General features: G+C 66.4%; 16 protein-coding genes. 13 read left to right on the top strand and 3 right to left on the bottom strand.

Features of this window, described 5'->3' with window-relative positions; genetic code table 11:
• Positions 1 to 120 precede the first annotated feature (120 nt).
• Positions 121 to 1590, bottom strand: coding sequence for a 23S rRNA (uracil(1939)-C(5))-methyltransferase RlmD (gene rlmD / locus ISG32_RS18550; RefSeq protein WP_194772503.1), 1470 nt, complete (start codon positions 1588 to 1590; stop codon positions 121 to 123).
• A 117-nt stretch (positions 1591 to 1707) separates the two neighbouring features.
• Between rlmD and ISG32_RS18545 the strand changes: the two genes are divergently transcribed.
• The 9 genes from ISG32_RS18545 to ISG32_RS18505 all read left to right on the top strand — a co-directional run bounded on the left by ISG32_RS18545 (position 1708) and on the right by ISG32_RS18505 (position 15528).
• Entirely contained in the window at positions 1708 to 3522 is a 1815-nt protein-coding gene (locus ISG32_RS18545; protein ID WP_194772502.1) for a glutamine--tRNA ligase/YqeY domain fusion protein, read from the top strand.
• Positions 3523 to 3804: 282 nt separating this feature from the next.
• The gene (locus ISG32_RS18540; RefSeq protein WP_194772501.1) at positions 3805 to 5091 is read left to right on the top strand and encodes a DUF3300 domain-containing protein; all 1287 of its coding nucleotides are present in this window, start codon (positions 3805 to 3807) and stop codon (positions 5089 to 5091) included.
• Positions 5092 to 5205: 114 nt separating this feature from the next.
• Entirely contained in the window at positions 5206 to 6102 is an 897-nt protein-coding gene (locus tag ISG32_RS18535; RefSeq protein ID WP_194772500.1) for a M23 family metallopeptidase, read from the top strand.
• Between the two features lie 216 nt (positions 6103 to 6318).
• Positions 6319 to 7236 (top strand): META and DUF4377 domain-containing protein, encoded by a 918-nt coding sequence (locus ISG32_RS18530; protein WP_194772499.1) that lies wholly within the window; start codon positions 6319 to 6321, stop codon positions 7234 to 7236.
• A 286-nt stretch (positions 7237 to 7522) separates the two neighbouring features.
• Complete coding sequence (locus ISG32_RS18525; protein WP_228529923.1) at positions 7523 to 9139, top strand: acyl-CoA carboxylase subunit beta; 1617 nt, start codon at positions 7523 to 7525, stop codon at positions 9137 to 9139.
• Positions 9140 to 9250: 111 nt separating this feature from the next.
• The gene (locus ISG32_RS18520; protein ID WP_194772564.1) at positions 9251 to 10420 is read left to right on the top strand and encodes an acyl-CoA dehydrogenase family protein; all 1170 of its coding nucleotides are present in this window, start codon (positions 9251 to 9253) and stop codon (positions 10418 to 10420) included.
• A gap of 46 nt (positions 10421 to 10466) precedes the next feature.
• Positions 10467 to 12557 carry an acetyl/propionyl/methylcrotonyl-CoA carboxylase subunit alpha gene (locus tag ISG32_RS18515; RefSeq protein ID WP_194772498.1) on the top strand — a complete coding sequence of 697 codons (2091 nt, stop codon included), beginning with the start codon at positions 10467 to 10469 and terminating at the stop codon, positions 12555 to 12557.
• A complete protein-coding gene (locus ISG32_RS18510; RefSeq protein WP_194772497.1) occupies positions 12554 to 14410 on the top strand; it encodes an acyclic terpene utilization AtuA family protein in 1857 nt (618 codons plus the stop codon). Before ISG32_RS18515 ends, ISG32_RS18510 begins: the two co-directional genes overlap by 4 nt.
• A 65-nt stretch (positions 14411 to 14475) precedes the next feature.
• The gene (locus ISG32_RS18505) at positions 14476 to 15528 is read left to right on the top strand and encodes a Bug family tripartite tricarboxylate transporter substrate binding protein (protein WP_228529921.1); all 1053 of its coding nucleotides are present in this window, start codon (positions 14476 to 14478) and stop codon (positions 15526 to 15528) included.
• A gap of 17 nt (positions 15529 to 15545) precedes the next feature.
• Here the strand turns inward: ISG32_RS18505 and ISG32_RS18500 are convergent, their stop codons facing one another.
• Positions 15546 to 16394, bottom strand: coding sequence for a LysR family transcriptional regulator (locus tag ISG32_RS18500; protein WP_194772496.1), 849 nt, complete (start codon positions 16392 to 16394; stop codon positions 15546 to 15548).
• A 195-nt stretch (positions 16395 to 16589) separates the two neighbouring features.
• On the opposite strand from ISG32_RS18500, the gene ISG32_RS18495 reads away from it, so the two are divergent.
• On the top strand, positions 16590 to 17435 hold the full coding sequence (locus ISG32_RS18495) for an enoyl-CoA hydratase/isomerase family protein (protein WP_194772495.1): 846 nt from the start codon (positions 16590 to 16592) through the stop codon (positions 17433 to 17435).
• Positions 17436 to 17467: 32 nt separating this feature from the next.
• Entirely contained in the window at positions 17468 to 18661 is a 1194-nt protein-coding gene (locus tag ISG32_RS18490) for a CaiB/BaiF CoA transferase family protein (RefSeq protein WP_194772494.1), read from the top strand.
• A 12-nt stretch (positions 18662 to 18673) separates the two neighbouring features.
• Here ISG32_RS18490 and rarD read toward each other — a convergent pair whose 3' ends face one another.
• Complete coding sequence (gene rarD, locus ISG32_RS18485; protein ID WP_194772493.1) at positions 18674 to 19555, bottom strand: EamA family transporter RarD; 882 nt, start codon at positions 19553 to 19555, stop codon at positions 18674 to 18676.
• Positions 19556 to 19813: 258 nt separating this feature from the next.
• Between rarD and ISG32_RS18480 the strand changes: the two genes are divergently transcribed.
• Both ISG32_RS18480 and ISG32_RS18475 read left to right on the top strand, forming a co-directional pair.
• Positions 19814 to 20272 carry a thermonuclease family protein gene (locus ISG32_RS18480; RefSeq protein WP_194772492.1) on the top strand — a complete coding sequence of 153 codons (459 nt, stop codon included), beginning with the start codon at positions 19814 to 19816 and terminating at the stop codon, positions 20270 to 20272.
• A 131-nt stretch (positions 20273 to 20403) separates the two neighbouring features.
• The gene (locus ISG32_RS18475) at positions 20404 to 21666 is read left to right on the top strand and encodes an MFS transporter (RefSeq protein ID WP_323745955.1); all 1263 of its coding nucleotides are present in this window, start codon (positions 20404 to 20406) and stop codon (positions 21664 to 21666) included.

The following is a 21666-nucleotide window of genomic DNA, read 5'->3' as shown; positions in this document are numbered from 1 at the left end:
AAGACCAAAAAGTTACTGCCCCGCCGGGGGCAGTCCCGGCCTCTGTCCCAGGCAAGCCATTGCTGTTGAACCAGCAAGCGCCCCGCCCAAGCCAAAGATCCAATGCCTGATCAACAAAGATCAGGCCAGTTCAAACACCGCCATGCTCTCCACATGCGCAGTGTGCGGAAACATGTTCACCACTCCCGCCGCCACACACCGATACCCCGCCAGATGCACGAGCAAGCCAGCATCGCGCGCCAAGCTCGCCGGATTGCAGCTCACGTAGACGATGCGCTTGGGAGGCTGCCAGTCCTTGCCCGACTCGGGCAGCGCCACCGCGTCCTCCGCACCGATGCGCGCCTGGTGAATGTCCGCCAGCGCCTTGGCCAGCGCGAATGCGCCCTCGCGTGGTGGGTCGACCAGCCACTTGTCGGCGTTGCCGTCGGCGAACAGCATTTCGGGCGTCATCTCGAACAGGTTGCGGGCGACGAAGCTGGTCGGCGCGAGCGCCGATCCTTCAGCGCGCGTGGCCTCGTTCTTGGCCAGATTCTCGCGCGAGCGGGCGACCAGCGCCTCGCTGCCCTCGATGCCCACGACCTCCCTCGCCTGCGTGGCGATCGGCAGCGTGAAGTTGCCGAGGCCGCAGAACCAGTCGATCACGCGCTCGGTCTTTTGGGCATCCAGCAGGCGCAGCGCCCGCGTGACCAGCACGCGGTTGATGTGCGGGTTCACCTGCGTGAAATCGGTGGGCTTGAACGGCATGTGGATGCCGAAGTCCGGCAGCGCGTAGGCGAGCTGGGGACCGCCCTCGTCGAGCAGATGCACGGTGTCCGGGCCCTTGGGCTGCAGCCACCACTGAACGTCATATTGCTTGGCGAACGCGCGCAGCTTGGCGAGGTCTCCATCGGAGAGCGGGTTCAGATGACGCAGCACCAGCGCGGTCACCTCGTCGCCGCAGGCCAGCTCGATCTGCGGATTGGTATCCCGCGAGTCCATCGAGGCGATCAGCGCGCGCATGGGCATCAGCATCGCGTCCACATGCGGCAGCAGGATCTTGCAGGTTTCCATGTCGGCGATGTAGCGGCTCTTGCGCTCGTGGAAGCCGACCAGCACCTTGTCCTTCTTGGGCACGTAGCGCACCGACATGCGCGCACGGAAACGGTATCCCCAAGCCGGACCTTCGATGGGGCGGTAAATGGTCTCGGCCTTGACCTTGCCGAGGTGCCAGAGGTTGTCCTCGAGCACGCGCTGCTTGCTCGCCACCTGCGCGGCCACATGCAGATGCTGCATCTTGCAGCCGCCGCAGGCGCCCGCGTGCAGGCCGAAATTGGGGCAACCCGGACGCACGCGCTGCGAGGATTCGTGGTGAATCTCGGTGAGGCTCGCGGCTTCCCAGTTGTTCTTCTTGCGATGCACGTTCGCAGTGACGATCTCGCCGGTCAGCGCGCCGTCGATGAAGACCACCTTGCCGTCAGGTCGACGCGCAATGCCTTGCGCATCCATGTCCATGGAGGTCACTTCGAGCCAGCCCGGAGGCAGATCGGTGCGACCTGCCGGGATGTCGGCTTCGTTTTCTATCGTTTCTTGATGTTTCTTGGGGGCACTCATAACCCTCGATTGTCTCAGAGCGCGTGATCGACCTCCCACAAGGGCCCATATTGATGGCAATATCGAGGGTTTTGTGGGGCCGCGCAAGGGCAAACCCCAAGTCGTAAAATCCGCAACATGAGCAACCCTCACTCCAACAAAGACAGCAACGCAGCAGAACCGGTCAAGCCGACCAATTTCCTGCGCAACATCATCGAGTCCGACCTGGACAAGGGCACCTACGCCCAGCGCCACTGGGGCGGCAACCCAGGCGATGCGGCCCACCACCAGCAGGGCATCGTCGATCCCGCCAAGATCCGCACCCGCTTCCCGCCCGAGCCCAACGGCTATCTGCACGTGGGCCACGCCAAGTCGATCTGCCTGAACTTCGGTCTGGCCAAGGACTACAGCGGCGTCTGTCACCTGCGCTTTGACGACACCAATCCCGAAAAGGAAGATCAGGAATACGTCGACAGCATCATCGAATCGGTGAAATGGCTGGGCTTTGACTGGAAGGATCCGGACGGCCACGAGAACCTGTATTTCGCGAGCGACTACTTCGATTTCATGTACCGCTGCGCCGAGTACCTGATCGAGCAAGGCGTCGCCTACGTCGATGAACAGTCCGCCGAGGACATGAAGGCCAACCGTGGCGACTTCGGCCGTCCCGGCGTGAACAGCCCGTTCCGCGACCGCAGCGTGGCCGAGAACCTCGCGCGCTTTCGCGACATGCGCGATGACAAGCTGCCCGACGGCGCCGCCGTGCTGCGCGCCAAGATCGACATGGCATCGCCCAACATCAACCTGCGCGATCCGGCCATCTACCGCGTGCGCCATGCCGAGCACCACAACACCGGCAACAAGTGGTGCATCTATCCGATGTACACCTTCGCGCACCCCATCGAGGACGCGCTGGAGCACATCACCCATTCGATCTGCACGCTCGAATTCGAAGACCAGCGCCCCTTCTACGACTGGCTGCTCGATCACCTGCGCGAAGGCGGCCTGATCGCCGCGCCGCAGCCGCGCCAGTACGAGTTCTCGCGCCTGAACCTGACCTACGTGGTCACCAGCAAGCGCAAGCTCAAGCACTTGGTGGACAGCGGTCTGCTCAGCGGCTGGGACGATCCGCGCATGCCCACCATCGTCGGCTTGCGCCGCCGCGGCTACACGCCCGAGTCGATCCGCAATTTCTGCGAACGCATCGGCGTGACCAAGGACTACGCCTGGATCGACTACTCCACGCTCGAAGGCTGCCTGCGTGAGGATCTCGAGAACAAGGCCCACCGCGCGATGGTGGTGCTCGATCCGGTCAAGCTCGAACTCACCAACTGGGCCGAAGTCTTTGGCTCGGCGGAACACCTCGAAAACGGCACCCTGCCCGCCCTGCCCCATGCAGCGGAAGGCGAAGTCGTTCCCGAGCGCCGCTTCACCCTCGGCCGCGAAGTGTGGATCGAGCGTGAGGACTTCGCCGAAGTGCCCCCCAAGGGCTACAAGCGCCTGTTCCCCGGCAACAAGGTTCGCCTCAAGGGTGGCTACGTGATCGAGTGCACCGGCTGTGAGAAGGATGCTTCCGGCAACGTCACCAAGGTGCTCGCCACCGTCGTGCCCGACACCAAGAGCGGCACCCCCGGCGCCGACAGCGTCAAGGTCAAGGCGGCCATCACCTGGGTGGGCGTGCAGGACGGCATCGAGGCCGAAGTGCGCCTCTACGACCGCCTGTTCACCGACGCGCAGCCCGACACGGGCGGCAAGGACTACCTCGCGCTGATGAACCCGGACAGCCTCAAGATCGTCAAGGCCTATGTCGAGCCCTCGCTCGCCACGGCCCAGCCCGATGACAAGTTCCAGTTCGAGCGCTTTGGCTACTTCGTGGCCGACCGCAAGGACCATGCCGCGGGCAAGCCGGTGTTCAACCGGATCACCGGGCTCAAGGACAGCTGGGGCAAGTAAGCCGGCCTGACGCCGCGCTGCACCGCCGCCATGGCAGGCTGACCGAAAGGCAGCCTGCCATTCTCTTTGGTGCCACCACTTCACCAGCCGTTCACTGCGGCAACATCCGGTCGCAACAAGCGCGTGTTGGAAACCGATGAGCCGCACCGCATCGGGTTCCTCCTGCACGCCCCGGTCAACATACCTGAGCCAACCGCGTTATTCTGGTAGGCCCATCACGGATCGCCGCTACCACCGTGATGCCGACAGAACACCACCGTGCTCGACAAGGAGCGCCATTTGATGCAGTCCGCACTTTCCAAGCCGCCCGCCCACCACTGCGGGCCGACCCGCGACCCTTGGGGCCGCAAGGTGCCGCTGAGCGTTCTGGGGATGGCCCTGGCCTTGGCGCTGATCCTCACCGGCTGCAATGACGACGTCCAGGCTCCGCCAGCCGCAGCCCCCGCGTCCACTCCCGTCGCGGTCGACAGCATGCCGGCACAGCCTGCCTCAAGCGCCACGCAAACGGTCACCGAGGCCACGCCGATCACCTACCGATTGCCTGCCGCCGACGTGCTCTACCAGATGGTCGCGCCCATCGCCCTCTATCCCGACAAGCTGGTCGCCCAGGTGCTCGCGGGGGCGACCTATCCCGAACAGATTTCCGCCGCCGAGGCCTGGCTCGCCGAGAATCCGCAGCTCATCAGGAACGACGCGCGCAACAGCGCTGCCAGCGAAAAGCCGTGGGATCCGTCGGTCAAGGGGCTGACCGAGTTTCCCAACGTGCTCGCACAGCTGGCCTCGAACCTGCCCTGGACCACCGCGCTGGGCAAGGCGTACTACCATCGCCCGACCGACGTGCTCAACGCCATCCAGGTGATGCGCGAGCGCGCCAACAAGGCAGGCACGCTCCAGAACTCGGCCCAGCTCAAGGTGACCACGAGCCCGCAGCCGACGCCCGTCGCCAACTACACGCCGTCAGCCGACATGGAGGTCAACGATTATCCAGAGCCGGTGATTCCACAGTCCGGTGAATACATCGAGATCGCCGAGAGCCAGCCCGACCTGGTTTTCGTTCCACGCTACGACCCCGCGCTTGTGTACGGCGAGCCCATGCCGGTCTACTCCGGATATCACCATTCCGCGCCCACTCCAGCAGCCGACGGGCTCATTGGCTTCGGATCGGGCGTCGTGCTCGTGCAGACCGTGGAGCACCGAGCGTGGGGCTGGCACCACTGGAACATGCATTGGGGTCAGCGCGACACCAGCGCACGCGGCTGGCATCCAGGCGAGCCGCCGCCACCGCCCGCCGCGCGCCCGGCGGTGGTCTTCAACAACACGACCTACGTCTCGCGCTCGTCGAGCGTGATGGACCCGAACCGCAGCGCCACCGAGGCCGCCGCGATGTCCATCACCCAAGACCAAACGCAGTCACCACCCGGGGCTTCGGCTCCGCCACCTCCCACGCGCCATGAGGTGAAGGAAGGTGCACGCACATCCCATTCGCATGGAAGCGATCACCAGCGCCGACCTCCTCCCCAAGCCTCGGGCCATCGCAACCACGACAGTGAACGGGAAAGAAGCCGCTGAATCCACCGCTCCGTCGCCCTCCATGGAGAGCACCCGCAAGGCCATGTGCAGCCCACCCCGCATTCAAACCCGGCATACTGAAGCGATCCATTTCTGCTGAACTTCCATTCACCGATGAACGAAACATTCCACCCCGATACCCTTGCGCGCCGCCGATGGATGCAGGCGCTCGGAGGCGCCTGTCTGCTGTCCGCCCTGCCGCCCGCTCTGGCGGCGAGAACCCGTGCCCCGGAGCATGATGGTGCGGCCCTGTCGCTTTGGCCGCGTGACGGCCGCGTGCCCGGCGGTGTAGCGCGCCTCTCGCTCGGCCCCGCGCCCCAGCGCCCCAAGGTGACCACCGGGGACTCGCAGGTGCTCGTGCTGGGAGACATGATCGAATGGACCGCCGTCGTCGGAGTCCCGCTTGCCGCCACTGTGGGCGAGCAGCATGTCAACGTGCAGACGGACAAGGGCACACGCGCGCTCGAGTATCAGGTCCGCGCCAAAAAATACACTGAACAGCGCCTCAAGGTATCGCCCAAGACGGTGGACCTCTCGCCCGAGGACAACGCCCGTTACGAACGCGAACGCGACCACCAGCAGAAGATCATGGCCACGTTCAGCGAACCGTTCGCGCGCGCGGCCGATCTGCACATGCGGGTGCCGGTGCCGGGGCGGCGTTCGAGCTCGTTCGGCCTGCGCCGCATCTTCAATGGCCAGCCGCGCAATCCCCACAGCGGCATGGACATCGCCGCCGCCACCGGCACGCCGGTGACCGCGCCGCTGCCCGGACGGGTAATCGACGTCGGCGACTATTTCTTCAACGGCGGCACGGTGTGGCTGGACCATGGCGGCGGCCTGCTCACCATGTACTGCCATCTGAGCACGACGGACTGCAAGGTCGGCGACGAACTCAAGACCGGCGACGCCTTCTGCAAGGTGGGTGCCACCGGACGCGTGACCGGCCCGCACCTGCACTGGGGCGTGATGCTCAATCGAACGATGGTCGATCCCGCACTGTTCATCGACTGATCCGGCCGCGGACCACATGACATCCCTGCCGTTCCAAGGAACCATTCCAGCGGAGTCCGGTCTTTCATGCCGCAAGCGCTGCCGCCGCATCGCACCCGCGACGCGAGCGGTGGCATCATGCCATCCGACAAGCTTGGCTGACACAGCCGACGACGAAATGCCGTTATGGTTCACCACATCCAACCGAACATCCAATCGAACAGGGAGTCTTCGTTCATGAGCCCAACATTCACCCGCCTGAATACCCCCATGGCCCGCATTGCGCGTCTGGCCGGGATCGCCGCAGCAGCGGCCGTCGTCGCCGCCTGCGCCACTTCGCAGAGCAATTCCACTGCTGCAGCGCCAGCGCCGGCCGCTGCCAACGCACCGGCAACTGCAACCGTCGCTCCCGCCATCATCCCCCTCAAGCCCATGGAACCCAACTCCAACGCCGCGCAACTGCTGCCCCAATACTTCTGGAGCCTCTCGCAGGTCATGGGACCGGACGGCAAGCTGCTCAACGACTGGCTGATCGCCGACAAGGCCGCACCGACGCTGAGCTTCCAGAACAACCAGGTCAGCGTGCAGAACCTCTGCAACCTGGTGAACGCGAGCTACACCACCAGCCTCGACAAGCTGGAACTGCAGCGCCCCATCTCCACCATGCGCGCCTGTGTCGACAACGCGCAGATGCTGCAGGAGCGCAAGGTCGTGCAGCAGTTGCCGCTCGCGCAGAAGTTCCAGATCGTTCCCGCAGGCACCAACCAGCCGATCCGCCTGTACCTGACGTTCGCCGACGGCGTGCGCTGGGAGCTGATCGGCCAGCCCACGCCCGCCACGCGCTACGGCTCGGCCGGCGAGCGCATCTTTCTCGAAGTGGCTCCCGAGAAGGTCGACTGCAACAACCCGCTGATGCCCAAAGCCAAATGCCTGCGCGTGCGCGAACTCAGCTACGACAACAAGGGCATCAAGCGCACGACCGGCGACTGGCGCATCATGCAGGGCAGCATCGAAGGCTACAACTTCGAGCCAGGAATTCGCAATGTCGTGCGCGTGAATCGCTACTCGCTGGCCAAGAACGGCGTGCAGCCCGCCGATGCCCCCACCCACGCCTACGTTCTCGACATGATCGTCGAATCCGAACGCATGCGTTGATCCACACATACTGATTGTCTGAACGAGCCAGTCACCGCATTTGCGGGGCTGGCTTTTTTGTTGCCTGCGCCACCTCTGGCGGCGGTTGTCCGGTCACGCGTGGGTGCGATTGCGAGGCCTCAATGCATAAGACTTTCTTATGAAATATCGGGGAAGTTCTTGTTGGATGCCGCATGGCGTCTCTGTCATCATTGCCTTCATCGCTCGTTGGATTGCATTTTTCTAATGAATCACGTGATCCACAGCGAAATCCGGTCGAAGCGAACCAAGCAACGGGAGACAACCCATGGATGCGAAGGTGGGCGGAATGAACAGCAGCAGGATCAACGGCGCGGAACGCAATCGCGAGCACATGTTGGCGCGCATTGCCGAGGTTCAGGCGCTGGAGGAACGTACCCGTGCGCGTTCGGCGCGTGCGGCGAAGACATTTCATGCGCAGGGCAAGCTGCTGCCGCGCGAGCGGCTGGCGCACCTGCTCGATGCCGATCAGCCGTTCTTTGAGCTGATGGCGCTCGCGGGCTATTGCAGCCTGGAGGATCCAGATCCCGCGACCAGCGTTCCGGGCAGCGCCCTGATCGTCGGCATTGGCCATATCAGCGGCGTGCGCTGCATGATCGCCGTGAACGATTCGGGCATCAGCGCGGGTGCGATGCAGTCGCTCACCGGCCAGAAGCTCATCCGCGCGCAGGAGATCGCACTCGCGCAGAAGCTGCCGCTGGTGCAGCTGGTGGAGAGCGCGGGCGGCAATCTGCGCAAGTACCGCGTCGAGCGCTTCATGGTCGGCGGCGGCATGTTCTACAACCTCGCGCGCCTGTCGGCCGCCGGGCTGCCGGTGGTGTCGCTGATCCATGGCTCGTCCGCCGCCGGCGGTGCCTATCTGCCGGGGCTCTCGGACTATGTGGTGATGGTCCGCGAGCAGGCCCATGCCTATCTCGCCGGGCCGTCGCTGCTCAAGTCCGCGACCGGCGAGGACGCAAGCGACGAAGAGCTCGGCGGCGCGGACATGCACGCCGCCACCTCGGGCCTTGCGGACTATGTGGCGGACAACGATCTCGAGGGCATCCAGCGCGTGCGCGGCATCCTGAAGCAGATCGCCTGGCGCAACGCCGCACCGGCACCGTTCGAGCCTCCGGCCCACGATGCCGACGACCTTCTGCAGATCATGCCCGTTGAAGGCCGCACGCCGGTGGACATGCGCGAGGTGATCGCGCGGCTGGTCGATGGCTCCTTGTTCCACGCGTTCAAGGAAGCGTTCGGCGCGGCCACGGTCTGCGGCTACGCGGACATCGAGGGCCACTCGGTCGGCATCCTCACCAACAACGGCCCGCTCGACAGCGACGGCGCGAACAAGGCCGCGCAGTTCATCCAGCTCTGCGTGCAGCTCGGTCGCCCGCTCGTTTTCCTGCAGAACATCACGGGCTTCATGGTCGGCACCGCGCACGAGCAGGCCGGCATCATCAAGCATGGCGCCAAGCTCATCCAGGCGCTCTCCAACGCCAGCGTGCCGCGCTTCACCGTAATGTGCGGCGCCTCTTACGGCGCGGGCAACTACGGCATGTGCGGGCGCGCGTTCAAGCCCGATCTGCTGCTCTCCTGGCCCAATTCCAAGACGGCCGTCATGGGCGGCGAACAGGCCGCGATGACCATGCGGCTCGTCGCCGAGGCATCGGCCAGACGCAGCGGCAAGGCGCTCGACGAGGCCAAGGCCGACGAGGAAAGCGCGGCCATCGTGCGCACCTTCGAATCACAGTCCGGCGCCATCCACACCAGCAGCCTGCTGCTCGACGACGGCGTGATCGACCCGCGCGAAACCCGCGCCTGGCTGGGCATGGCGCTCGCCACGGCGGCCGATGCGCGCGAGCGCGCACTGCATCCGGTGCAGTTCAGCGTCGCGCGTTTTTGAGCTTCCGAGTTTCTGACTCGCCCGTCCGCCTTCCGAGCATTTCCGAGTCACCGGGCCGCCACGACCCCGTCGGTCCGCACCTGCCCCTTCACCCCATTCAACGGAGACACCATCATGATGACACCCGAACACATTGCCCTGCAGGACAGCGTGCGCAAGCTGATCGAGCGCGAGATCGAACCGCATGTCGACGAGTGGGAGGCTGCGGAAATATTCCCCGCGCACGAGGTCTTCAAGAAACTCGGCTCGGCCGGCTTTCTCGGCGTGAACAAACCGGTGGAGTTTGGCGGCATGGGCCTCGACTACACCTACGAGATCGCCTTCTGCGAGGCCATCGGCGGCATCAGCTCCGGCGGCGTGGGCATGGCGATCGCCGTGCAGACCGATATGGCGACGCCAGCCCTCACGCACTTCGGCTCCGACGCGCTGCGCGAGGAATTTCTCAAGCCCTCGATCGCGGGCGATCTGGTGGTCTGCCTCGGCGTGTCGGAATCGGGCGCGGGCTCAGATGTCGCCTCGCTCAAGACCACCGCACGCCGCGACGGTGACGACTACGTCATCAACGGCTCCAAGATGTGGATCACCAATGCCACGCAGGCCGACTGGATGTGCCTGCTCGCCAACACCAGCGACGGAGACGTCCACCGCAACAAGTCGCTGATCTGCGTGCCGCTGCGCGAGAACGGCAAGCTGCGCAAGGGCATCACGATGAACAAGATCAAGAAGGTCGGCATGTGGGCGTCCGACACCGCGCAGGTGTTCTTCGACGACGTGCGCGTGCCGGTGCGCAACCGCATCGGCGAGGAAGGCAAGGGCTTCACCTACCAGATGCGCCAGTTCCAGGAAGAGCGCCTGAGCGGCGCGACACGGCGCGTGACGGCGCTCAGCAACGTGATCAACGACACCATCGAATACACCCGCGAGCGCAAGGCGTTCGGTCGCTCGATCCTCGACAACCAGGCCGTGCACTTTCGCCTCGCCGAGCTCAAGACCGACGTCGAGATGCTGCGCTCCACCGTCTACCGCGCAGCGCAGGTCCACATGGCGGGCGGCGACATGACCGAGCTCGCATCGATGTGCAAGCTCAAGGCCGGACGCCTGTGCCGCGAAGTCACCGATTCCTGCCTGCAGTACTGGGGAGGCATGGGTTTCACCTGGGAGAACAAGGTCTCCCGCGCCTGGCGCGATCTGCGGCTGATCTCGATCGGCGGCGGCGCCGACGAAATCATGCTGACCATCATCTGCAAGCACATGGGCACCCTGCCCAAGCGCGCCGCCTGAGTCGCCACGGGCACCAGAACACCAAGCACAAGGAAAGGCAGGCACCATGCGCTTCGACACCTTGCTGATCGCCAACCGAGGGGAGATCGCGCTGCGCGTGATCCGCACCGCGCGGCGCATGGGGCTGCGCACCGTCGCGGTCTACTCCGATGCCGACGCGCAAAGCCCGCATGTGCAGGCCGCGCATCTCGCGGTGCACATCGGACCGTCGGCGGCCGACCAGAGCTACCGCAACGTGGCGGCCATCATCGACGCCTGCAGACGCTCGGGAGCGCAGGCCATTCATCCGGGCTACGGCTTTCTGTCGGAGAACGCCGAGTTCGCCCAGGCCGTGGTGGATGCGGGTCTGGTGTTCGTCGGCCCCACGTCCAAGGTCATCACTCTCATGGGCAACAAGGCGCAGGCCAAGCTCACCATGCAGGCGGCTGGCGTGCCCACGGTGCCGGGCGAGCAGGGCTGCACCAGCGTCGCGCAGATCCTTGCGGCGGCCGAGAAGATCGGCTTTCCGGTGATCCTCAAAGCCGCAGCGGGCGGTGGCGGTCGCGGCATGCGCGTGGTGCGCGAGCCCGCCGGGCTGCCCGAGATGTTCCGTCAGGCGCATTCCGAAGCGGCGAGCGCCTTTGGCTCGGACGAGATCATCATCGAGCGCGCCATCGAACAGGGCCGCCACATCGAGGTGCAGGTGCTGTGCGACGAGCACGGCAACTGCCTGCATCTCGGCGAGCGCGATTGCTCCACCCAGCGCCGCTTCCAGAAGCTCATCGAAGAAGCGCCCTCGCCCGCCGTGAACGCGGAGTTGCGCGCGGCCATGGGCGACGTGGCGCGCAACGCCTGCCGCGCGATCGGCTACACCGGAGTGGGCACGCTGGAATTCTTGCTCGACGCCGACAAGCGGCACTTCTACTTCATGGAAATGAACACGCGCCTGCAGGTCGAGCACGGCGTGACCGAACTGGTGACCGGCCTCGATCTCGTCGAGCAGCAGTTGCGCGTGGCGCAGGGAGAGGCGCTCGCCTTCGGTCAGGACGACGTGGCCATGCGCGGTCACGCCATTGAAGTGCGCGTCTGCGCGGAAGATCCGTGGCAAGGCTATCTTCCGCAGGTGGGCACGCTGGGCCTGTGGCAGCCGCCAGAGGGCATACGCATCGACGCCGCGCTGCACAGCGGCAGCGCCATCACGCCGTTCTACGACTCCATGGTCGCCAAGCTGCTGGCCCACGCCGACACGCGCGAAGCCTGCGCGCTCAAGCTGCAACGCGCCTGCGAAGACACGACGGCACTCGGCGTGCGGACCAATCTCGGTTTTCTGCAGCGCTGTCTCGCGCATCCGCGCTTCATCGCGGGCGAGGTCACCACCGACTTTCTCGGCAAACAGGACTTGGCGAGTGCCGAATGGGCGCACGCGCCATCGCCGCATGCACAGGCCGCCGCGGCGCTGCTGCTCGGCGGCGCCGCAGGCTCGCTCAAGACCCCTGCGCTTGCCAGTGATCGCCGCGAGGGGCGCAGCTTCTGGATGCGCGATGTGACCAGTCACACGGCAGCCACTTTGCATGAATGCACCGCCACGCGCGGCGATGCGCCGGATCAGCTGCACCTGCAATGTCGCGAGGGCCACCCACCCTCCAGACAAAAGCCACAGGCACACCAGACGCATCAGGCGCCAGATGCGACCGATGCGACCACCCCATCCTGGCGCGTGGACAACCTGCTGGGCGGAGCGGACATGGGCGCCAACGGCGGCACGCTGAGCTTCGCGCTCGACGGACTGTGGCGCAGACTGCACTGGCATCGCGACCATGATGGGCGCATCTGGATACAGGATCACGCCAACAGCCATGTATTCGAACGCGTGGTCGACTTTTCCTCGGCCGGTGACGCGGATGGCAAGGGCGGCGTGCTCAAGGCGCCGATGAGCGCGCGCGTCATCGCGGTGTTCGTCGAGGCCGGACAGATGGTGGCCAAGGACGATCCACTGGTCGTGCTCGAGTCGATGAAGATGGAAATGCCCATGCTCGCGCCCTGCGCCGGCAAGGTGGAAAAGCTCAGCGTCGCCACCGGCGCGCAGCTCAATGCGGGCCAGTTGATTCTCGAAGTCGCCGAGCATGGCGACGCAAACGACACGAAGGCCACAGCATGAACCCAACCAACGCCTCCCCCTCCTCCCGCAGCGTGCTGATCGGCGGCGCATCGGGCTTCTGGGGCGACTCGCAGATCGCCGTGCCGCAGCTGCTCGAACAGCCCGGCCTGCAATACCTCGTGTTCGACTATCTGGCCGAGACCACCATGTCCATCCTGCAGCGCGCCCGCCTGCGCGCGCCGGAGATGGGCTATGCGGTGGACTTCGTCACCGCCGCCGTCGCGCCGCATCTCAGGGCCATCACCGAGCGCGGCGTGCGCCTGGTGAGCAACGCCGGCGGTCTCAACCCCGCAGGCTGCCGCGACGCGATTATCAAGATCGCGGCCGAACAAGGCATCGCGCTCAAGGTCGCCATCGTCACCGGCGACGATGTGCTTGAACAGCAATCGCAATTCGAGGTCTGGCCCGGCGAAGCCGGCGGGCAGGCTCTGCCCAAGCTGCTCTCGGCCAATGCCTATCTCGGCGCGGCCCCCATCGCCCGTGCGCTGGCCGCTGGTGCGGACATCGTGATCACCGGCCGCTGCGTGGACTGCGCGCCGCTCGTGGGCATTGCGATGCACGAGTTCGGCTGGACCGAAAGCCAGCACGACCAGCTCGCGCAGGCCTGTCTCGCGGGCCATCTGATCGAATGCGGCGCGCAGGGCTCGGGCGGCCTGTTCACCGACTGGGAGCAGGTGCCCGACTGGTCCGACATCGGCTATCCGCTGGTGCAACTGCAGGCTGACGGCACGTTCGATTTGTTCCAGCCCAGCGGCCATGGCGGTCTCGTCACGCGGCAGACCGTCGGCGAACAGCTGCTCTACGAAATCGGCGATCCCGCCCGCTACGAGCTGCCCGACGTGGTCTGCGATTTCACCGAAGTGCGCATCGACAACGTGCCGGGCCACGAGTCCAGTGGCGGCCGGGTGCGCGTGAGCGGTGCGCGCGGCACGGCACCGAGCGACAGCTACAAGGTCACGGCCACCTATCTGCAGGGCTCGCACATCGCGATCATGATGGCGATTCGCGGCCAGCGCGCCATCGCCAAGGCCAAGCGCACGGCCGATGCGCTGCTCACCCGTACCCGCGCGCAGATGTTGAAGGCAGGCTTTGCAGACTACGGCGAGACGCTGGTCGAGCTGCTGGGCGCCGAATCCATGTACGGCCCGCACCGGCGCGTGAGCGACAGCCGCGAGATCGTGCTGCGCATCGCCGCGCGGCATGACGACAAGCGCGCCCTCGCCTTTCTGCAGAAAGAGGCTTCGTCCGCGGGCACCTCCATGGGACCGGGAACACGCAGCCATTTCGGTGGCCGCTCCGACGTGCAGAGCGTGATCCGCACCACCTCATTCCTCATCCCCAAGCAGGCGGTGGCCGTGCAATGGAACATCGACGGCGATGCCGCCACGCACAGCGTGCCCACCGCCGCCCATGCGGCGCGTGCCGCGCCATCGGCACAGCACGCGCAGACCCACGCCACGGAGCCACCGACGACATCGATGACATCGCATGCCACCTCAACATCTCCGACCCGGCGCATCACCGTCGGCGACATCGCCCACGGCCGCAGCGGCGACAAGGGCGACGACGCCAACATCGGGCTGATGGCGCGCGCGCCGCAGTGGCTCGCACTACTGCGCGAGCAAGTGACAGCAACGCGCGTGCAGGACTACTTTGCGCATCTGATCGCGGGTCCGGTCACGCGCTACGACCTGCCGGGCATCGGCGCGGTGAACTTCGTGCTGCGCCTGGCGCTCGGCGGCGGGGGCTCATGCAGCCTGCGCTCCGATCCGCTCGGCAAGTGCTACGCGCAGATGCTGCTCGACATGGAAATCGACTGCCCCGAGGCGCTGCTGCCCGGCGCGAGCCATTGACGCCAACACCGACACCGACGTCCACACAGATTCTCAACCCGCGTTTCACCCAAAGGAGACTGGTCATGAAGCTGCCCCCCTACGCTAGCCAGAGCCCCCACGAGGCCGTCCGCCGATCGCGCCGCGACTGGCTGCAATGCGCGGCCGGCGCTGGCCTCATGTCGCTGCTGCTGCCGCATTCGCTGCATGCATTCGCAAGCGACGCAGCGGCCCCGGTGACGCGGCTCGACAAGACCGTGCGCATCACCGTGGCCTATGGCGCGGGCGGCGCGTCGGACGCGATCGCGCGCTATGTCGGAGACGCCATCGCCCAGCGCGGCGGCAAGGCCGTGGTGGTGGAGAACAAGCCCGGGGCGGACGGCAACATCGCCGCCGAGTTCGTCGCCCGCGCTCCCGCCGATGCCTACAACCTGCTGGTCTCCGGTTCGTCCACGCATGCGGCCAACGCCACCATCTACAAGAAGCTCGGCTACCACCCGATGACCGATTTCACGCCGCTCGCCAACATGGCGTCGACGCCCTACGCGATGATCGTGAATCCCAAGCGCATCACCCAGAACAACGCGGCCGAGTTCCTCGCATGGGCGAAGAAGGAAGACAAGCCGCTGTCCTTCGCGAGCGCCAACGTCGGCGGCCGCATCGCGGGCGAACGCTTCAAGCAGCTCACGAAAATCAATGCGGTCAACGTGCCCTACAAAAGCAGCGCGCAGGCCATGACCGATCTGATCGGCGGGCAGTTCGACTTCTATTTCTGCGACATGGTCACCGCGCTTCCGCAGATCAAGGCGGGCAACGTGCGTGCGCTCGCGCTCTCCGGCGCAGACCGCGTGCCCAGCCTGCCCGACGTGCCCACGGTCGCCGAACTCGGCTTCGCGGGCTTCGACGTGAGTTCGTGGATCGCCATCTGGAGCGCCAAGGCGTCGACGCCGCCCGCCGTGTCCGCCGCACTCTCGCAATGGATCGGCGAGGCGCTTTCAGCCCCGGCGGGCAAGGAGTTCCTGATGTCCAAGGGGCTCGTGCCGACGCCGGTCACGCCCGACTACCTGACCATGCTGCAGGAGCGCGACACCAAGCTCTGGGGCAAGATCATCATCGACGCGGGCATGCAGCAGCCATGACGCCAGGTGCCGCTCCATCAACGCGAGGCCACGAGCTGCAGCACTTTCTTGGCGCTGTCGCTCTGCGCGTCGTCGCGCCAGTAGAGGTGGAACTGCATCGCGGGCAACGCGGGCAGGCGCACCTGCGAATCGAGCACGCGCACATCGGGCGCAAGCATCTCCAGGGTGCGCGCCGTGATGCCGAGCCCCGCCCGCAGCGCGGCGCGAATACCCGCGAGCGTGGAAGTCTGGAACGCGCAATGCCACGGCATGTCGGCATCGGTCAGCGCCTGCACCATGCTGCTGCGGAACGGGCAGCTGTTCTCCATGAGGATCAGCGGCACCGAGCTGCCCGCCTGATGGCGGTAACGCAGCCCCGCGATCCACGCCACGGGCGAGGAGCGCAGCAGCAGATGCTCGAATCCCGCGTGCGGCACGATGTCCAGCATCAGGTCGATGTCGCCCTTGCGCAGCGCCGTAGCCAGCCAGCGGCTCTGCGCGACCTTGATGTCGATGCTCAGCGTCGGAAAGTTCTCGGCGCAGATCTCCAGATAGGTCGGCACCAGCGTGTCCACCGCATCGGCGCACGCGCCGATCTTCACCGACTGGTGGCTTTCCTGACTGCTGATCACGCGGTAGGCCTCATCGTTGAGCGTGACCATGCGCCGGGCGTACTCGAGCAGCCGCACGCCCTCGGCCGTCAGGCGCTTGCTGCGTCCCACGCGTTCGAACAGCGCGCAGCCCACCAGCTCCTCGAGCTTCTGCATCTGCTGCGACACCGCCGCCTGCGTGCGGAACACCTTTTCCGCCGCGTTGGTGAAGCTCTCGCGCTCCGCCACGGCCACGAAGGTACGCAGCTGGCCGATGTCCAGATTGCGGACGCTCATGCCGCCGCTCGCATTGCCGAGAGGTCATCGGCAACGCATCCGCATCGGCACCGGATTCGGTGCTGCTCAGGCTTGCGCACGGTGTCTCCTTTGGTCGGTGATGCGCCCCGCAGACCACGCTCGGGCGCGATGCATTGTAGTGCGCAGCGGCGCAATCCTCCCGCCTTCATCGGCCGTTGACTCCGGAGAAATCACATGTCCACCACCCCATCGAACGACTGCAACGATCTGGTGCTCGCCACGCGCGAAGGCCCCGTCTGCACCCTGCGGCTCAATCGCGGCGAGTCGCGCAATCCGCTGGGCGGCGGCATGGTGCAGGCCCTGTCCGCCGCGCTGCGCGAGGCGGCCCAATCACCCGAGGTGCGGGTGATCCTGTTCACGGCTGCGGGCCCAGCATTCAGCGCGGGCGGCAATCTCGGCAACATCCAGGACCGGCTGAGCGAACCCGTCGGAGCCGATGGCCGCGACCCGCTGGCCGCCGGCAACCGGCAGTACGGCGAATTCCTCACCCAGCTCGCCAACACGCCCAAGATCACGGTGGCGAGCGTGCATGGTGCGGCCATGGGCGGCGGCGCGGGACTGGCCTGTGCGGTCGACATCTGCATCGGATCGCCCGCCGCGAAGTTCGGCTTTCCCGAGGTCGCCATCGGTCTCGTTCCGGGGCAGATTCTGCCCTTCGTCGCGGCGCGTCTCGGCCTGCAGACAGCGCGCCGCCTGATGCTCACCGGCCAGCGCATCGATGCCGCCGAGGCCCACCGCATCGGCCTGCTCGACTATCTGAGCGACACGCCCGAATCACTGGCCGACAAAACGCAGGAAGTGCTGCGCCAACTGCTCTGCGCCGCCCCGCAGGCGAGCGTCACCACCAAGCGCATGCTGTCCTGCTCGCCCACGGCCCCTCTTGCGGGCAACTCCGCGCTGCCCACCTATCTCGACGCCGCATCGCACTGGTTCGCCACGCAGATGCGCACCGAGGCCGTCGAGGGCGTGAGCGCATCGCGCGACAAGCGCGCCGCGCGCTGGGCGCCGCAACAGGCTTGAGGCTGGCAAAAGAATCAAAGGAGACACATCACATGGCATCACTCGATGGACTCAAGGTCGTCGACCTCTCGCGCGTGCTCGGCGGCCCGTTGTGCGCGCAGATTCTCGGTGACCACGGCGCGAACGTGATCAAGATCGAAGGCCCCGAGGGCGACGAAACCCGTACCTGGGGCCCGCCGTTTGACGACGCCGGCATGGCGTCCTACTTCGCGGGCATCAACCGCAACAAGCGCACCGTGTGCGTGGACGTGGCTGACCCTGCCGGGCGCGAGCTGGTGTTCCGGCTGCTCGAGGACGCCGACGTGCTGATCGAGAACTTCAAGGTCGGCACGCTGGAGCGCTGGGGCATGGGCTACGAGGAGGTTCTGCGCGCGCGTTTTCCGCGGCTCATCCATTGCCGCGTCACCGGCTTCGGAGCAAGCGGCCCGCTCGGCGGTCTGCCGGGGTATGACGCTGCGGTTCAGGCGCTCAGCGGGCTCATGAGCATCAACGGCGACCCCGATGGCGTGGCCACGCGCATCGGCGTGCCCATCGTCGACGTGACCACCGGCCTCAACGCGGTGATCGGCATCCTCATGGCGCTGCACGAACGCGAAAAGAGCGGGCTCGGCCAGTCCGTGGAGTCGGCACTGTTTGACAGCGCGCTGTTCTCGCTCTATCCGCATTCGATCAACACGCTGTTCACCGGCAAGCCGCCCAAGCGCTCAGGCAACGGCCACCCCAACATCGCCCCCTACGACACCTACGCCACGGCCACCGAGCCCATTTTTCTGGCGGTGGGCAACAACGGCCAGTTCCAGCGCCTGTGCGAGGCCGTGGGCCATGACGATCTCGCGCGTGACGAGCGCTACGTGACCAACGCCACGCGCGCGGTGAACCGCTTCGCGCTCAAGCAGGATCTGCAGGCCGCGTTCAGCGCGTTCGACGCACAGACGCTGTTCGAAAAGCTCGTGGCGGTCGGCGTGCCCTGTGGCGTGATCCAGAACGTGGTCGAAGCGCTCAATCACCCGCACACCGCGCATCGCGGCATGATCGCGGAGGTCGATGGCTTCCGCTCGGTCGCCTCCCCGATCAGGTTCAGCCGCACTCCGGCAAGCTACCGGCTGAAGCCACAGGAGATCGGGCAGAGCACGCTCGATGTGCTGCGCGAGGCTGGGCTCACCGAGGCACAGATGACGCATCTGCAGGAGCGCGGCGTGATCCGCCAGTCCCCCGCTGCCGACTGAACGCCGCCCGGGCTAAGCTCGGGCGGATTGCCGTATGCGCCAGACGCTGTCCGCCACCAGACAGGCCACGGCCACGAAGATCGGGCCGTAGGTGAACCACTGCTGCGGCTGGATGCTCTCGCCGAGCAGCAGCGCGACCAGCGCGAGCAGGACCGGCTCCACATAGCTGAGCAGCCCGAAGAGGCCGAGCGGCAGCAAGCGGCTCGCCATCATGTAAAGCGCCAATGCCACGGCGCTGAGCACGCCGAGCACGGGGATCAGCAGCCACAGGTGTGCATGGTCGGCGATCAGCGACAGTGACGACGGCGTGCGGGTGACGAACCACAGCGCGGGCGGTGCGAGCAGCGCCATGTCCAGCCAGTGGCCACCGATGTGGGCCGTGCCGATACGCCGGCGGAACGCGAAATACACGGTGTAGCCGATGGCGACGAACCAGGTTTCCCACGCGAGCCCACCCGCAGTCAGCAGCTCATGCAGCACGCCCAGCGTGGCAAGGCCTGCCGCCGCCATCTGCCCGTGCGAGAGACGCTCGCCGAACAGCACGCGCCCCGCAAGCACCATGACGAGCGGCAGCAGAAAGTAGCCGAGCGACACCGCCATCGCACGCCCGTGGATCGGCGCCCAGAGAAACAGCCAGAGCTGCCCGCCGAACAGCGCCGCGCTGAACAGCAGCGCGAGCGCAAACGGCGGATGGCGCAGCACGCGCTGGACCAGCTGCGTCACCTTCATCGTCTCGCCGCGCCACAGCAGCAGCAAGGTGGTGAACGGCAACGTGCTCAGCACCCGCCAGCCGAAGATCTGCTCGCCGTCCAGCGGCACGAGCGCGGGCGCGATGTAGTAGAGAACACCGAACAGGAACGACGCCGACACGGACGCAATCAGACCTTTGAACACGACGGAACCTGAGGAGTGGAATGGGCTTGAATGGAAACGGGGGAGGCAATGTCTTGTTTGCCTGGAATTCCGGCGGCGGCGCAGGGGGCGCGGCGGCGGCATACCGACTGATCGGGCAAGTGGATATGGGAATTTCTGCGCGCATTGTCCCCCAAGCGCGCAGTTTCTGCTTTTGCTCAGGCCATTGCCCTTCCGCCCCACTACAGTGATCCGATCGTCACCCGCAGCAATGTGTGCGCCCACACCATGCCCCAAACCATGCCCTACACCGCCGCCCTCCTCCTCTGTCTGGTCGTCCATGTGAGCGACGGCGACAGCCTGTTCGCGCGCTGCCATGAGCCGGGCGCGTCCGCCTTCTGGCCCGTCAAGGTGCGCATCGCCGACATCGACGCACCCGAGCTCGCCCAGCGCTTCGGGCGCGCGTCGAGAGCGAACCTCGAGGCGCTGTGTCTCGGCAAGGAGGCGGAAATCGCCACCGTCACCCGCGACCCGTACGAACGCCTCGTCGCCCACGTGCGCTGCGGCGGCGTCGATGCGGCCGGCGCACAGGTGCAGTCCGGCCTGGCGTGGCTGTACACATGGCGACGCAGGTCCATCCCCACACTACAGGCTTTGCAGGACCGGGCGCAGGCCCGGCACCTTGGCCTGTGGTCCGAAGCCAGCCCGCAGGCGCCGTGGAACTACCGCAGGCAACACCCACCGTACGGCCACGAATGACCCGCACGGCGCTGGGCGCGCTTGTCCAAGCGCCAGCGCAAACTCTGCCAACTTGGTAGCATTCCCCGTGCAGCGCGCCGTGGCTGCCGCTCACAACAACGTACAACATCGATCGCAAGCCGCCTCCTCCCGTGCAGCAGCCCGCCCCCACTCCTCCGCCGCAGAGCATCTACCGACACTCCGCGTTTCTCTCCTTCATGGCCTCTCGCCTGCTGGCCGTGTTCGCCACGCAGGTGCAGGCCGTGGTCGTCGCCTGGCAGGTCTACGACCTCACCCGCTCGCCGATGGCGCTGGCCTACGTGGGCCTCGCGCAGTTTCTGCCGATGCTGGTGCTGCTGCTGCCCGCCGGTGACCTGATCGACCGCTTTGCGCGCAAGCCGATTCTGGCGACGAGCTGGGCGGTCGGCGCGGTCTGCAGCGCGCTGCTGTGGTGGCTGTCGGGGCATGGCGCGGCGGGCGTGAGCGGCATCTACGCGGTGCTGGTGCTGTTCGGCTGCTCGCGCGCGTTTTCGGGCCCGGCGCTGCAGAGCCTGCTGCCGCAGATCGTCGCGCGCGAACAGCTTGCGCAGGCCATCGCGGCCAACAGCATGATCATGCGCTCGGCCTCCATCGGCGGCCCCTTCCTTGGCGGCGTGCTCTACGCCATCGGTGGCGGCGAGCTGACCTACGCCGTCTGCTGCGCCTGCCTGCTCGTGGGCACCGCGCTGCTCGTGTGGCTCGTGCCCGTGAAATACGCCTCCCCGCCCTCGCCCGTGCAAGGCACCATGCTGGACCGCTTCGGGGCCGGCATCCGCTTCATCCGCACCCGCCCCATCATTCTGGGCACCATTTCGCTCGACCTGTTCGCCGTGCTGCTCGGCGGCGTGATCGCGCTGCTGCCGATCTACGCGCACGAGGTGCTGCACGTCGGCCCGCAAGGCCTCGGCGCGCTGCGCAGCGCCATGGCCATCGGCGAAGTGAGCGCGGGTCTCTACCTGAGTCTGCGCCCCTTCAACCGCAAGGTGGGCCGCACCATGTTCATCGCCGTCGCCATCTTCGGCGTGGCCAACCTGGTGTTCTCGCTGTCCACGGTGTTCGTGGTCTCGTTCATCGCGCTGATGGTCGCGGGGGCCGCCGACATGGTCAGCGTCTACATCCGCGGCGCACTCGTGCAGTTCTCCACGCCCGACCACATGCGCGGGCGCGTCAATGCGGTCAACATGCTGTTCATCGGATCATCCAACGAACTCGGTGAATTCCGCGCGGGCACCAGCGCCGCATGGGTGGGCGCGGTGCCTGCCGCCGTTCTGGGCGGCGTCTGCACGCTGGCGGTGGTGGGCCTGTGGTCGCGCATCTTCCCGACGCTGCGCGACGTGGACAAGTTCGAGGAAGCGGCGCGGCCTGAAGACCAGTGA

It is taken from the genome of Diaphorobacter caeni (genome assembly GCF_015354245.1).
In the GTDB taxonomy this organism is placed as follows: domain Bacteria; phylum Pseudomonadota; class Gammaproteobacteria; order Burkholderiales; family Burkholderiaceae_C; genus Diaphorobacter_A; species Diaphorobacter_A caeni.
The sequence above is the reverse complement of the archived record's forward strand: the minus strand, read 5'-3'. Positions and strand labels throughout refer to the sequence as shown.